Source organism: Brevundimonas sp. (assembly GCF_036677305.1).
GTDB lineage: Bacteria > Pseudomonadota > Alphaproteobacteria > Caulobacterales > Caulobacteraceae > Brevundimonas.
In genome coordinates this window covers 1-13,339 of the sequence record NZ_JAKFEB010000186.1, presented here as the reverse complement: position 1 = coordinate 13,339, position 13,339 = coordinate 1, and the positions used below count along the sequence as shown (strand labels likewise).

Genomic DNA, 13,339 nt, shown 5'->3' with positions numbered 1-13,339 from the left:
CCGCCGGCGTCCCCGCCCTGGAAATTCTTGGACACGAAATGCCCGCCCGGCCGCAGGGTGCGCAGGGCGAAGTCGGCGGCGATCTCGATCAGGGCGATGATCTTCAGGTGGTCCGTCTGGCGGTGACCGACGGTGTTGTGGGCCATGTCGGACAGGACCAGATCAGGCGGCCCGCCCAGCAGGTCGATCATCTGCTGGTCCACCCCCGGATGGGTGAAGTCGGCCTGGATCATGATGGCGCCGGGAACCGGTTCGACCGGCAGCAGATCGACGCCGACCACCGAGGTCGCCCCGCGCTTGACCGCCACCTGGGCCCAGCCGCCGGGCGCGGCGCCCAGGTCGATGACCCGGCTGCCGTGTTTGATCAGGTGGAAGCGGTCGTCGATCTCCAGCAGTTTGAAGGCCGCGCGGCTGCGCCAGCCCTCGGCGCGGGCCCGCTCGGACCATTTGTCCGAGAGCTGGCGCTTGATCCACTGCTGGCTGGACATCGACTTGGTGTCCGCCGTCTTCATCTTGGCGCCCAAACCGCGGCCGGCGGCGGTGCCGCCCGAGGGCGGGCGCACCATGCGGCGTCGTTCGGCGGGCTTTTCTTCGTCGGTCATCGCATCCACATAGCCCCCGACGGGATTGCGGGCTATGCACCCGCGATAATTCACAAGGAGCGCGCCCGATGGCCGACGAAACCCTCACCTTCACCCTCGACACCGGCGACGGCGTCGACCGCGACGTCGTTATCAAGCTGCGCCCCGACCTGGCCCCCGGCCATGTCGCCCGCATCACCGAGCTTTCGAAGGAAGGCTTCTATGACGGCGTCGTCTTCCACCGCGTCATCGCCGGCTTCATGGCCCAGGGCGGCGATCCGACCGGCACCGGCACCTCGGGCTCGAAGAAGCCCGACCTGAAGGCCGAGTTCTCGAAAGAGCGCCACGCCCGCGGCGTCTGCTCCATGGCCCGCACCTCGAACCCCAACAGCGCCAACAGCCAGTTCTTCATCTGCCTGGACGACGCCTCCTTCCTCGACGGCCAGTACACCGTCTGGGGCCAGGTCATCGAAGGCATGGACAACGTCGACGCCCTGCCCAAGGGCGAACCGCCCCGTTCGCCGGGCAAGATCGTCAAGGCTACGGTCGCCTGAGGGCGACGAGGGATCAGGTTCTAGGGGCTAGGGGTTAGGGGAATCGTTTGTCACCCCTTCGCCCCTAGAACCTAGAACCTAGAACCTAGGCCCTACTCGATCTCCACGACCTCGACCCGCGCCCCGTTCAGGACCAGGGCGATCTCGCCGCGCTTCAGCTTCAGCGCGTCCTCGCCGAACAGCTGGCGGCGCCAGCCCTTCAGGGCGTCGACGTCGGCCTCGTCGTCGAGGGCGATCTTCTCGAGGTCGGCGACATTGGCCAGCAGCTTGGTCGCCACCCCGGCGTTGTCGCTCTTGGCCTTCAGCAGCACCTTCAGCAGTTCGACCACCGACGGCGGGGCCGGCTGGTTGTGGGCGGGACGCTCCAGCTTGGGCGCGAACGCCTCCGGATCGGCCAGCACCCGCTTCAGCTCGGCCGACAGCTCGATGCCCAGACGCGAGGCGCCGAAGCCCTTGGGCACGGAACGCAGGCGGTTGAAGGCGTCGGGATCGGTCGGACCCTGGGCCGCGATCTCGTCGATGGCCTCGTCCTTGAGAATGCGGCCGCGGGGCTGGTCGCGCTCCTGCGCCGTGCGCTCGCGCCAGACGGCGGTGGCGACGAAGGCCGACAGGTATTTGGCCGAGAATTTCTTGGGCTTCAGGCGCTTCCACGCCTTTTCCGGGTCGGTGTCGTACAGGGCCGGATCGGTCAGATCCTCCATCTCGGCCATGACCCAGTCGAGACGGCCTTCCTTCTGCAGACGGTCGCGCAGCTTGGGATAGAGGGCCGCGAGGTGGGTCACGTCGCCCAGGGCGTAGACCAGCTGGGCGTCCGACAGCGGACGGCGCGCCCAGTCGGTGAAGCGGCTGCCCTTGTCGACTTCCTGACGCAGCATCTGGCGGACCAGGGCCTCATACGAGACCTGGTCGCCGAAGCCCGCGGCCATGGCGGCCACCTGGGTGTCGAACATCGGCTTGGGCATGGCGCCCAGTTTGACGAAGATTTCCGTGTCCTGACGCGCGGCGTGGAAGACCTTGATGATCTTCGGATCGCGCAGCAGCTCCAGGAAGGGCTCCAGGTCCAGACCCTCGGCCATCGGGTCGATGATGGCGGCGTCCGTGGCCGACGCCGCCTGGATCAGGCACAGGCGCGGCCAGTAGGTCGTCTCCCGCATGAACTCGGTGTCGACGGTGATGAAGGGCTGGTCGGCCAGGAGCTTGCAGAAATCGCGAAGCGCCTCGGTGGTGGTGATGGGCGTCATTCGGATGCTATAGCCCCGCGCGACAGGGTTGTGGCAAGAGCCGCCGCAGAAAACCTCCCACTGATTCAGGCCCGTGACCCATGAGCGACACCTCCGATTCCCGGAATGACGGCCTCAGGAACGGTCTGACCTATGCCGATGCGGGCGTGGACATCGACGCCGGCGAAATGCTGGTGGACGCCATCAAGCCCTTGGCGAAGTCGACCCGCCGTCCCGGCGCCGAGGCCTCGCTGGGCGGATTCGGCGCCCTGTTCGACCTCAAGGCCGCCGGATTCGAGGATCCGCTGATCGTCGCCACCACCGACGGCGTCGGCACCAAGCTGAAGATCGCCATCGAGACCGGCCGCCATGACGGCGTCGGGATCGATCTGGTGGCCATGTGCGTCAACGACCTGCTGGCCCAGGGCGCCGAGCCCCTGCTGTTCCTCGACTACTACGCCACCGGCAAGCTCGAGATCGACGCCGCCAAACGGGTCGTCGCCGGAATCGCCGAAGGCTGCCGTCAGGCCGGCTGCGCCCTCGTGGGCGGCGAAACGGCCGAAATGCCGGGCATGTACCAGGGCGGCGACTACGATCTGGCCGGCTTCTCGCTGGGCGCGGTCGAGCGCGGCCACGCCCTGCCGTATCTGGACCGTCAGGCGGCGGGCGACGTCATCATCGGCCTGGCCTCCTCGGGCCCGCACTCCAACGGCTATTCCCTGATCCGCAAGGTGGTCGAGAAGTCCGGCCTGTCGTGGGGCGACGACGCCCCCTTCGCCAAGGACCGGACGCTGGCGCAGGCCCTGATGGAGCCGACGCGGATCTATGTGAAGCCGGTGCTGCCGCTGATGAAGGACGGACTGGTCAAGGGCGCGGCCCACATCACCGGCGGCGGTCTGATCGAGAACCCGCCCCGCTGCATCGCCGAGGGCCTTCAGGCCAGCTTCGACTGGGACGCCTGGCCCATGCCGCACGTGTTCCAGTGGCTGGGCGAGGTCGGCGGCATTTCGGATCACGAACTGCGCCGCACCTTCAACTGCGGCGTCGGCTTCATCCTTGTGGTCTCGCCCGAGAACGTCGAACCGGTCCTGGCCGGCCTGCTCAACGCCGGCGAAGTCGCCTTCGTCTGCGGCCAGCTGGAAGCCGCCTGATATTTCCGTCATTCCGGGGCTGGGACCGGCGCAGCCGGAAACAGAACCCGGAACCCAGGCGACCGGACGCCGTCCCCGCCCCGCTTCAGACTGTTGAGCCCAGCCTCCTGGGTTCCGGGTTCCGCTACGCGGCCCCGGAATGACGAACGGGATGCAGGTCGATTAAGCCCTAGTCGGCGTCCAGGCTGCTGAAGGTCACCCGCACAATCGCGGCCGCGCCGGGATTCTGGCGCAGCGACACCGTCACCCCGCCCCGTGTCCAGATCGCGCGGCCGGCCGGCAGATCCGCCTCCGGCGTGAACCCCTGCTCGCGCAGCACGGGCTGAATGGACTGTCTCGCCCCGTCGAAGCCGCCGCGCCGCGCCTGGATGACGCAGACCCGGTTGAGATTATCGTCGGCGGCGCTGCCGGTGGTGGTCAGCCGCAACAGCCAGGCCTCGTCCTCCGTCTTGAAGTTCAGCGTGTCGCCGTCCGAAGCGGGCGCCGGGAGAAAACCCAGAGTCCCGACCGCCGTCGCGCCCCGGGAATCGCCGGTCACATACGGAAGGCACACGTCTGTCAGGACGCTGGCCGTCAGATCGGGCGGAGGCGGCGCGGCGGCCGCAAGGGCTGCGGCGAGAACGAGGGCGAGCATCTGGGGAACCTCCGGACAGTCCGCCACTGTTTCCCAGCCCCGCGCCGGGCGCAAGCGGGGCCGCCGCCGTTGACCCGGCAGGGCCCGCCCGGCAAGGTCCGCGCCTCCCTGCAAACGAGGTCGCCGATGCGTGTGTTTTCTGTCGCCCTGGCCGGACTGCTGCTTTCGGCGTCGGCGGCGTCCGCCCAGGCCCCGGTCGAGGAACAGGCGCTGCTGCATCAGCTCGCGGGCGACATCCAGCCCGGGCGGATGCGCGCGGACATCGAGGCCCTCGTCGGCTTCGGCACCCGCCACACCCTGTCCGAAACGCAGTCCGACACGCGCGGCATCGGCGCGGCGCGGCGCTGGGCCCAGCGACAGTTCGAGGCGATCAGCCGCGACTGCGGCGGCTGCCTGACCGTCGTCACCCCGTCCGACACCGTCACCGGCCCGCGCGTCCCCACGCCGACCGAGGTGGTCGACATCGTCGCCATCCAGCGAGGAACCGGCGATCCGAACCGCGTCATCATCATTTCGGGCCATATCGATTCGCGCGTCACCGACGTGATGAATTTCACCTCCGACGCGCCCGGAGCCAATGACGACGCCTCGGGCGTCGCGGCGGTGCTGGAAGCCGCGCGGGTCCTGTCGAAGCACAAATTCGACGCCACCCTGGTGTTCGCCGCCCTGTCCGGCGAGGAACAGGGGCTGCTGGGCGGCAAGATCCTGGCCGACTACGCCCAGGCCCAGGGCTGGCGCGTCGAGGCCAATCTGAACAACGACATCGTCGGCAATTCCGAAGGCCAGTCCGGCGTGCGCGACACCACCCGCGTCCGCGTCTTCTCGGAAGGCACCAAGACCGTCGAGACCGAGGCCCAGGAAGAGCGCCGGCGCTACAACGGCGGCGAGGTCGACTCCTCGTCGCGCAACCTCGCCCGCTTCGTCGACAGCCTGGCCGACCGCTACCTGGCCAATTTCGATGTCGAGATGATCTATCGCACCGACCGCTACGGGCGCGGCGGCGACCAGGTCGAGATGCTGCGCCACGGCTTCCCCGCCGTCCGCATCTCGGAAGGCGCCGAGCACTACGACCGCCAGCATCAGGACCTGCGCACCGAAAACGGCGTCGAATACGGCGACACCATCGAAGGCGTCGACTTCGACTATCTGGGTCAGGTCGCGCGCCTGAACATCGTCTCCATGGCGGCCCTGGCCAACGCCCCGGCCAGCCCGCTGGACGTGACCATCGCGGGGGCGGTCAGGCCGGACACCACCATCAGATGGCAGGCCGTTCCCGGCGCGGCGGGCTATCGCGTCTGGTGGCGATCCACCACCGCCCCGCAATGGACCCACAGCCGGTGGGCCGGGAATGCGACCGAACTGGTCCTGCGCAACATCGTCATCGACGACTTCTTCTTCGGCGTCTCGGCCGTCTCCGACGATGGCTATGAAAGCCCCGTCGTCTTCCCGGGGCCCGCCGGCTCCTTCGTTTCGGTCGGCGACCCGGCCCCCCGTCCCGCGAATTGATGGGCCCGGCGAACTGATGCCCGAGCCTCGCCCCGTCCGCGTCGCCGTCCTGATCTCGGGCGCGGGCTCCAACATGGCCGCCCTGATCGACGCCGGTCAGCGGGCGGGCGCCCCGTTCGAGGTCGTGCTGGTCCTGTCCAACAAGCCCGACGCGGGCGGTCTGGCGGTCGCCGAGGCCAAGGGGGTGGCGACCGTGACGGTGGATCACCGCAGCTTCGGCGCCGACCGCGAGGGGCACGAACAGGCCCTCGACGCCGCCCTGACCGCCCACCAGGTCGAGGCGGTCGCCCTGGCCGGCTATATGCGGCTGCTGACGCCCTGGCTGGTGAACCGCTGGGCCGGGCGGATGCTGAACATCCATCCCAGCCTGCTGCCCAAATACCCCGGCCTCGACACCCACGCCCGCGCCATCGCCGCCGGCGACGCCGAGGCCGGCTGTTCGGTGCATCTGGTGACCGAGGGCGTCGATGAAGGCCCCGTTCTGGGTCAGGCCGCCGTGCCGGTTCTGGCCGACGACACCCCGGCCTCGCTGGCCCAGCGCGTTCTGGCGGCCGAACACGTCCTCTACCCCCGCGCCCTCGCCGACTTCTGCGCCCGCCAGATTAGAAGTTTGTAATAACCGGTCTTTCCCGGCGACAGCGGCGATGACCTGAGTCAGGTTGCCGCCAATTTCAACGGGGGCTCTCATGCTCAGACTACGTCTCATGGCCTGCGCCGCCGGCGCCGCCCTTACGCTGGCCGCCGGGATCGCCCAGGCCCAGACCGCGCCGCCGATCGTGGAGATCCCCGCGACGACCCAGCCCGCCATCGGCGAGTTCGGCTTCGACATCGGCGGCATGGACACCACCGTCCGCCCCGGCGCCGACTTCAACCGCTACGCCAACGGCACATATCTGAAGAACACGCCGATCCCGGCCGACCGCACCTCGTACGGCGCCTTCCACATGCTGCACGACCGGTCGCAGGAGAACCTGCGCACCATCATCGAGGAAAGCGTCGCCAATCCGACCAGCAGCCCCGACGCCGCCCGCATCGGCGCCTTCTACGGCAGCTTCATGGACGAGGCGACGGTCGAGCGCCTCGGCGCCTCGCCCCTGCAGGCCGATCTGGCCGAGGTCCGCGCCGCCGACACCCGCGAAGAGATCGCCGGCCTGATGGGCCGCACCCAGGGCGGCTTCGGCTCCAGCCTGTTCGGCGCGCAGATCTTCGAGGACCTGAAGGACCCGAAGACGATCACGGTCTACATCGGCCAGGGCGGCCTCGGCATGCCCGACCGCGACTACTATCTGGAAGACAGCTTCGCGACCCAGAAGACGGCCTATCAGGCCTATGTCGCCAAGGCGCTGGAACTGGCCGGCTGGCCTGACCACGAGCAGGCCGCCGCCGACGTGGTCGCCTTCGAGACCCGGATCGCCGAACAGCACTGGACCCAGGTCCAGAACCGCCAGATCGACAAGATCTACAACCCCGCCACCGTCGCCGAACTGGCCGCGGCGGCCCCCGGCTTCGACTGGGCGTCCTGGGCCCAGGGCGCCGGCATCGGCCATGTTCCGACCCTGATCGCCGCCAACAACACCGCCTTCCCCGGCATGGCGCGCGTCTTCGCCGAAACGCCGATCGCGACCCTGCAGTCCTGGCAGGCCTTCCACGTCGTCGACCAGGCCTCGCCCTGGCTGTCGAGCGCCTTCGTCGAGAACAATTTCAACTTCTACGGCAAGACCCTGGGCGGCCAGCCCGAGAACCGTCCCCGCTGGAAGCGCGGCGTCGCCCAGGTCGACGGTTCGCTGGGCGAGGTGCTGGGCCGCGAGTTCGTGGCGCGTCACTTCCCCGCCGAGTCCAAGGCCCAGATGGAAGAGCTGGTCTCGAACCTGCGCCGCGCCATGACCGCCCGCATCGAGGGCCTCGACTGGATGAGCCCGGAAACCAGGCAGCAGGCCCTCTACAAGATGAGCCGCTTCGGGGTGAAGATCGGCTATCCCGACGAATGGCGCGAGTATGACGGCCTGCGCCTCGAGCCGGGCGACCTGTACGGCAACGTCGAACGCTCGGCGGCCTTCGAATGGGCCTTCAACGTCAACAAGCTGGGCAAGCCGGTGAACCCGCTGGAGTGGGGCATGACCCCGCAGACGGTGAACGCCTACTACAACCCCGTCCGGAACGAGATCGTCTTCCCGGCCGCCATCCTGCAGGCGCCCTTCTTCGACCCGAACGCCGATCCGGCGGTCAACTACGGCGGCATCGGCGCCGTCATCGGCCACGAGATCACCCACGGCTTCGACGACCAGGGCCGCAAGACCGACGGCGACGGCGTGCTGCGCGACTGGTGGACCGCCGAGGACGCCGCCAAATTCGAGGCCCGCGCCGCCGTTCTGGGCGCGCAATACTCGGCCCTGAGCCCGCTGGAAGGGGCGAACGTCAACGGCGACCTGACCATGGGCGAGAACATCGCCGACCTGGGCGGCCTGCTGCTGGCGCTCGACGCCTACCACATGTCGCTGAACGGGGCGGAAGCGCCGGTCATCAACGGCCTGACCGGCGACCAGCGCGTCTTCCTCGGCTGGGCCCAGGTGTGGCGCAACAACACCCGCGACGAGGCCCTGCGCCAGCAGGTCACCGTCGATCCGCACTCCCCGGCCCAGTACCGGGCCGCGGTGTCGCCGCGGAACATCGACGCCTGGTATGCGGCGTTCGGCGTTCAGCCGGGCGATGAGCAATATCTCGCCCCCGAGGCCCGCGCCCGCATCTGGTAGGCGGACCCCGCTCCGAAACGACAACGGCCCCGGCGATCGCTCGCCGGGGCCGTCTTCGTTCAACCGCCTTGCGCCCTCGCCTCCGCGCCCGCCACCAGAACCGTCAGTCCGGCGACGATCCCGAAGGCCGTCCAGAGCGCCAGCACGCCGAAGTGCAGGAAACTGATCGCCCCGATCGCCCCGCCGACGGACAGGCCGACCCACAGCATCAGGAAGGGCGCCCAGTCCCAGCGCGGCCCGCCGTGCAGGGCCGTGGTGAGGCGCTGCCCCATCCGCACGAGGGTCCCGGTCATATAGGTCAGGCCGACCCCGACATCCCCCTCTCGCTGGAAGACCGCGTTCTCCACGCCCATGGCCAGAACCACAGCCGCCATCCCGGCCTCGCGCCAGCCGGCGGTGCACAGCCCCGCGCCGATCAGAAGCAGGACGGCCTCGGCGGCGAGAACCGCGGATCGCCGCCCTTCTCCAAAGCGCCGGGCCACCGTCGCGCCGATCACCACCCCGGTCACGAACAGGACGATCAGGCCCAGCGCGATGGCCGCCTGCATCCATTCCCCCAGGGCCAGGCCAACGCCCAGCCGGGTCGAGTTGCCGCTCATGAAGGAGACGAAAAAGCCGCCCAGGGTCATGAACCCCACCGCGTCGACATAGCCGGCCAGAGCCGACAGGGCCGCGGCCAGCATGACGCCCCTGCGACCGTAGTCCTTCATGGCGAATCCCCGTGAAGGCGGCAGGCTGACACGAAAACGGCCGGGTCGTCACCGACCCGGCCGCGTTCAGTGTGTCCGGTGTGAACCGATCAGCCGACGATCTGGTCGTCCGTGAAGAACTGGGCGATCTCGATGCCCGCGTTCTCGATCGAGTCCGAACCGTGGACCGAGTTCTCGCCGATCGACAGGGCGAACTGCTTGCGGATCGTGCCGTCAGCGGCGTCCTTCGGGTTGGTGGCGCCCATGACTTCGCGATAGGCGGCGACGGCGTTCGGGCCTTCCAGAACCTGGACGACGACCGGCTCGGCCGTCATCTGGCCGACCAGCTCGCCGTAGAACGGGCGCTCGGCGTGGACTTCGTAGAATTTCTTGGCTTGCGCGTCGGTCAGCTTGACGCGGCGCTGGGCCACGATGCGCAGGCCGGCGGCCTCGATCACGGCGTTGATGGCGCCCGTCAGGTTGCGGCGCGTGGCGTCGGGCTTGATGATCGAGAAGGTGCGTTCGGTCATGGAGGTGACTTCTTGTTGGGAGATTGAGGGTCGCGGGCTTATAGCGGCGCCCTCCCCGGTTTCCAACCGCCACACAATTTTGCCTCTTTCGCCCGCCGCAAGGCGGTCCGATGCGTCAGGGGCGGCCCGAGATTTCGACCGACCATGCTCCAGATCACCGACCTGACCTTCAACGCCTGGGGCCGCAAATTCCTCGAGGACGCCTCCGTCTCCCTGCCGCCCGGCGCCAAGGTCGGGCTGGTCGGCCGCAACGGCATCGGCAAGTCGACCCTGTTCAAGCTGATCCTCGGCGAACTGGCCGCCGGCGGCGATGAGATCAGCCTGCCCAAGACCGCCCGCATCGGCTCGGTCGATCAGGAACACCCGGCCACGCCCGTCAGCGTGCTTGAGACCATCCTCGAGGCCGACGAGGAGCGCCACAGCCTGCTGGGCCGTCTGGAAACCGCCGAGCCGGAAGAGATGGGCGAGATCTGGACCCGGCTGATCGAGATCGACGCCGACGCCGCCCCCGCCCGCGCCGCCGAAATCCTCGTCGGCCTCGGCTTCAGCCAGGAGAACCAGCAGCGGCCGATGTCGGAATACTCCGGCGGCTGGCGCATGCGCGTGGCCCTGGCCGCGGCCCTGTTCGCCGAGCCGGACATGCTGCTGCTCGACGAACCGACCAACTACCTCGATCTGGAAGGCGCCCTGTGGCTCGAGGCCCGCCTCAAGAAATACCCGCACACGGCCCTGATCATCTCCCACGACCGCGAGATGCTGAACGAGGTCTGCACCCACATCCTGCACCTCGCGAACCGGACGCTCGAGCTCTACACGGGCAACTACGACCAGTTCGAAAAGGCCCGCGCCGAAAAGGCCCGACTGCAGATGTCGGCCAAGGCCAAGCAGGACGCCGAACGCGCCCACCTCCAGGCCTTCGTCGACCGCTTCAAGGCCAAGGCCTCCAAGGCCGCCCAGGCCCAGTCGCGCATGAAGCGGCTGGCCAAGATGCAGCCCGTGGCCACGACCATCGAGGAACGCGTCGCCCCCTTCATCCTGCCGTCCCCGCCGCGCCCGCTGGCGCCGCCGCTGATCCGGCTGGAGCGGGCCAACGTCGGCTACGAGCCGGGCCGCCCGATCCTGCGCAATCTCAACCTGCGCATGGATCTGGACGACCGCATCGGCCTGCTGGGCGTCAACGGCGCCGGCAAGTCGACCTTCGCCAAAATGATCGCCGGGGCGCTGGACGTCTCCGAAGGCGAGCTGCACCGCGACCGCAAGATGCGGGTGGGCTGGTTCCACCAGCACCAGATCGAGGCCATGGACCCCACGGACACGCCGCTGGAGATCATCCGCCGCGCCATGCCCGACGCCCCCGAGAGCGCCCGTCGCTCGAAACTGGCGCAATGGGGTCTGGGCTATGAGAAGCAGGAAACCACCGTCGCCAGCCTGTCCGGCGGCGAACGCGCCCGCCTGCTGCTCAACCAGGTGGCGATGGACGCGCCGCACATCCTGATCCTCGACGAACCGACCAACCACCTCGACATCGACAGCCGCCGCGCCCTGCTCGACGCCCTGAACGAATATTCGGGCGCCGTCATCCTGATCACCCACGACCGGTCGCTGATGGAGATGGTCGCCGACCGCCTGTGGCTGGCCGCCGACGGCACGGTGAAGCCCTTCGAGGGCGACATGGACGACTATGCGAAATTCGTCCTCGACCGGGCGAAGATGGCCGCGGTCAAGCCGAGCCAGATCAAGGAAGAGACGGCGGCGGCCGCCGCGCCTGCGCAGAACAACAAGGGCAAGAAGAACGAAAAGAAATCAGGCCCTTCGCCCTCGACTCTGCGTCACGCGGTGAAGAAGGCCGAGGAACGGATGAGCCAGCTGACCGCCGAGATCGCCCGCATCGACGACGACATGGCCAACGCCTCGGTCAACAACCCCAAGGCCCTCGAAGGCCTGACCCGCGCGCGGGCGAAGACCCAGTCTGACCTCGACGCCGCCGAAGCCGCCTGGGTCGCGGCGGAAGAGGCGCTGGCGGAAGTGAGCTGACCATCCCGTCTCCTCCCCATCTCCGATGGGGAGGTGGCGCGGCGCATCTTCGCGCCGTGACGGAGGGGAGCCGCGCCGCCTTACCCCTCCACCCCTTCGGGGTCCCCCTCCCCATCGCTTCGCGACAGGGAGGAGACAATGCGAGCATTTCGCCGCCAGCCATACGGATTACAAACGCCAACCCGTTGATCCGTCACCCTGTCTCCTCCCAGGCAGCGTCATTCGGTAGCCGCAGGAAGCCTTCGTGCGATGCTTTCCCGTCCATCCCGGGGAGCGCCCGATCCAAAAATGTCCGTCGCCGCGCCGCGGACATCGAAGCGACTCCAAAAGTCGTTGTTTTCAGAGGTAAAAATGACCGAATTGTCCGAAATGTCCGAAAATGTCCCACGTTTTTCGCGCGGACACTTCAGCCCCGAACCGGGACCCGCTCCCCGCGCCGCGCGCTACCGGAGGCGAGTTGATCGGCGTTTCCCTACTTACGGATGACGGAAAGCGGCATACTTCCGAATCCATGCTCATCCGCCGCCTCCCCCCTGAAACGGTCAACCGCATCGCCGCCGGCGAGGTCGTCGAACGCCCGGCCAGCGCCATCAAGGAGCTGGTCGAGAACGCGCTCGACGCCGGGGCCACCCGCATCGAAATCCAGGCCGACGGCGGCGGCCTGAGCCGCATCCTCATCGCCGACGACGGACACGGCATGGCGGCGGACCAGCTGGCCCTCGCGGTCGAGCGCCACGCCACCTCCAAGCTGGAGCCGGACGATGCGGGCGACGTCGACCTGCTGCGCATCCACACCCTCGGCTTCCGCGGCGAGGCCCTGCCGTCGATCGGCTCGGTGGCCCGGCTGACCATCACCAGCCGCCCCCGCGACGGCGGCGACGCCCACGCCATCACGGTGGAAGGCGGCGACCAGCGCCCCGTCTCCCCCGCCGGCTTCCCGGGGCCCCACGGCGCCCGCGTCGAGGTCCGCGACCTCTTCTACGCCACCCCCGCCCGCCTGAAATTCATGAAGTCCGAGCGGTCCGAGGCCATGGCCATCTCGGAGGAGATCAAGCGTCAGGCCATGGCCCATGAGGGCGTCGCCTTCACCCTCGACCTCGACGGCAAGACCACATTGCGCCTGCCCGCCGAACATCCCGGCGACGCCGGCCGGCTGAAGCGGCTCGCCGCCCTGTTGGGCCGCGACTTCGAGGCCAACGCCCTGCTGATCGACCAGTCGCGCGACAACGTCCGCCTCACCGGCTACGCGGGCCTGCCGACCTATTCGCGCGGCAATGCCGGCCATCAGTATCTGTTCGTCAACGGCCGCCCCGTGAAGGACCGGCTGCTGCAAGGCGCCCTGCGCGGCGCCTATGCCGACTTCCTCGCCCGCGACCGGCATCCGGCGGCGGTCCTCTTCCTCGAGATCGACCCGCTCTACGTCGATGTGAACGTCCACCCGGCCAAGGCCGAGGTCCGCTTCCGCGATCCGGCGCTGGTGCGTGGCCTGATCGTCGGCGCCCTGCGCCACGCCCTGGCCGGCGCCGGTCACCGCGCCTCGACCACCGTCGCCGCCGACGCCTTGGCCGGCTTCCGCCCCCACACGGGCGCCGCCTTCAGCCCCTCGACGCCCTCCGCCCAGGGCTGGAGCGGCTGGCAAGGCTGGGCCGCGCCCGCTTCCGCGACCGCGCAGATCATTCCCGGCCTGAAC

12 protein-coding genes are annotated in these 13,339 nt (G+C 68.9%); 7 read left to right on the top strand and 5 right to left on the bottom strand.

The window, feature by feature from the left end; all coding sequences use genetic code 11:
* On the bottom strand, positions 1 to 602 hold a 602-nt coding region (locus tag V6M42_RS11110), incomplete at its 3' end, for an RlmE family RNA methyltransferase (RefSeq protein ID WP_332678515.1).
* Between the two features lie 68 nt (positions 603 to 670).
* Between V6M42_RS11110 and V6M42_RS11105 the strand changes: the two genes are divergently transcribed.
* A complete protein-coding gene (locus V6M42_RS11105; protein WP_332660625.1) occupies positions 671 to 1,135 on the top strand; it encodes a peptidylprolyl isomerase in 465 nt (154 codons plus the stop codon).
* Positions 1,136 to 1,227: 92 nt separating this feature from the next.
* Here the strand turns inward: V6M42_RS11105 and rnd are convergent, their stop codons facing one another.
* Positions 1,228 to 2,376: a ribonuclease D gene (gene rnd, locus V6M42_RS11100; RefSeq protein WP_332660626.1), complete on the bottom strand. Its 1,149-nt coding sequence runs from the start codon at positions 2,374 to 2,376 to the stop codon at positions 1,228 to 1,230.
* 80 nt (positions 2,377 to 2,456) lie between these two features.
* Between rnd and purM the strand changes: the two genes are divergently transcribed.
* Positions 2,457 to 3,506: a phosphoribosylformylglycinamidine cyclo-ligase gene (gene purM, locus V6M42_RS11095; protein ID WP_332660627.1), complete on the top strand. Its 1,050-nt coding sequence runs from the start codon at positions 2,457 to 2,459 to the stop codon at positions 3,504 to 3,506.
* 169 nt (positions 3,507 to 3,675) lie between these two features.
* Here the strand turns inward: purM and V6M42_RS11090 are convergent, their stop codons facing one another.
* Positions 3,676 to 4,140: a hypothetical protein gene (locus V6M42_RS11090; RefSeq protein ID WP_332678514.1), complete on the bottom strand. Its 465-nt coding sequence runs from the start codon at positions 4,138 to 4,140 to the stop codon at positions 3,676 to 3,678.
* A 126-nt stretch (positions 4,141 to 4,266) separates the two neighbouring features.
* Here V6M42_RS11090 and V6M42_RS11085 point away from each other — a divergent pair, with 126 nt between their 5' ends.
* From V6M42_RS11085 to V6M42_RS11075, 3 genes are all read left to right on the top strand, one after another.
* Complete coding sequence (locus V6M42_RS11085; RefSeq protein WP_332678513.1) at positions 4,267 to 5,646, top strand: M20/M25/M40 family metallo-hydrolase; 1,380 nt, start codon at positions 4,267 to 4,269, stop codon at positions 5,644 to 5,646.
* A gap of 16 nt (positions 5,647 to 5,662) precedes the next feature.
* Entirely contained in the window at positions 5,663 to 6,262 is a 600-nt protein-coding gene (gene purN / locus V6M42_RS11080) for a phosphoribosylglycinamide formyltransferase (protein WP_332678512.1), read from the top strand.
* A 70-nt stretch (positions 6,263 to 6,332) separates the two neighbouring features.
* Positions 6,333 to 8,396: a M13 family metallopeptidase gene (locus V6M42_RS11075; protein ID WP_332678511.1), complete on the top strand. Its 2,064-nt coding sequence runs from the start codon at positions 6,333 to 6,335 to the stop codon at positions 8,394 to 8,396.
* Between the two features lie 59 nt (positions 8,397 to 8,455).
* On the opposite strand, the gene V6M42_RS11070 is transcribed toward V6M42_RS11075, so the two are convergent.
* Complete coding sequence (locus V6M42_RS11070) at positions 8,456 to 9,106, bottom strand: YoaK family protein (RefSeq protein ID WP_332678510.1); 651 nt, start codon at positions 9,104 to 9,106, stop codon at positions 8,456 to 8,458.
* An 89-nt stretch (positions 9,107 to 9,195) separates the two neighbouring features.
* Positions 9,196 to 9,615 (bottom strand): nucleoside-diphosphate kinase, encoded by a 420-nt coding sequence (gene ndk / locus V6M42_RS11065; RefSeq protein ID WP_332660635.1) that lies wholly within the window; start codon positions 9,613 to 9,615, stop codon positions 9,196 to 9,198.
* A 144-nt stretch (positions 9,616 to 9,759) separates the two neighbouring features.
* On the opposite strand from ndk, the gene abc-f reads away from it, so the two are divergent.
* Together abc-f and mutL are read left to right on the top strand one after the other, a co-directional pair.
* Positions 9,760 to 11,649 carry a ribosomal protection-like ABC-F family protein gene (abc-f, locus tag V6M42_RS11060; protein WP_332678509.1) on the top strand — a complete coding sequence of 630 codons (1,890 nt, stop codon included), beginning with the start codon at positions 9,760 to 9,762 and terminating at the stop codon, positions 11,647 to 11,649.
* A gap of 511 nt (positions 11,650 to 12,160) precedes the next feature.
* On the top strand, positions 12,161 to 13,339 hold a 1,179-nt coding region (gene mutL / locus V6M42_RS11055; RefSeq protein WP_332678508.1), incomplete at its 3' end, for a DNA mismatch repair endonuclease MutL.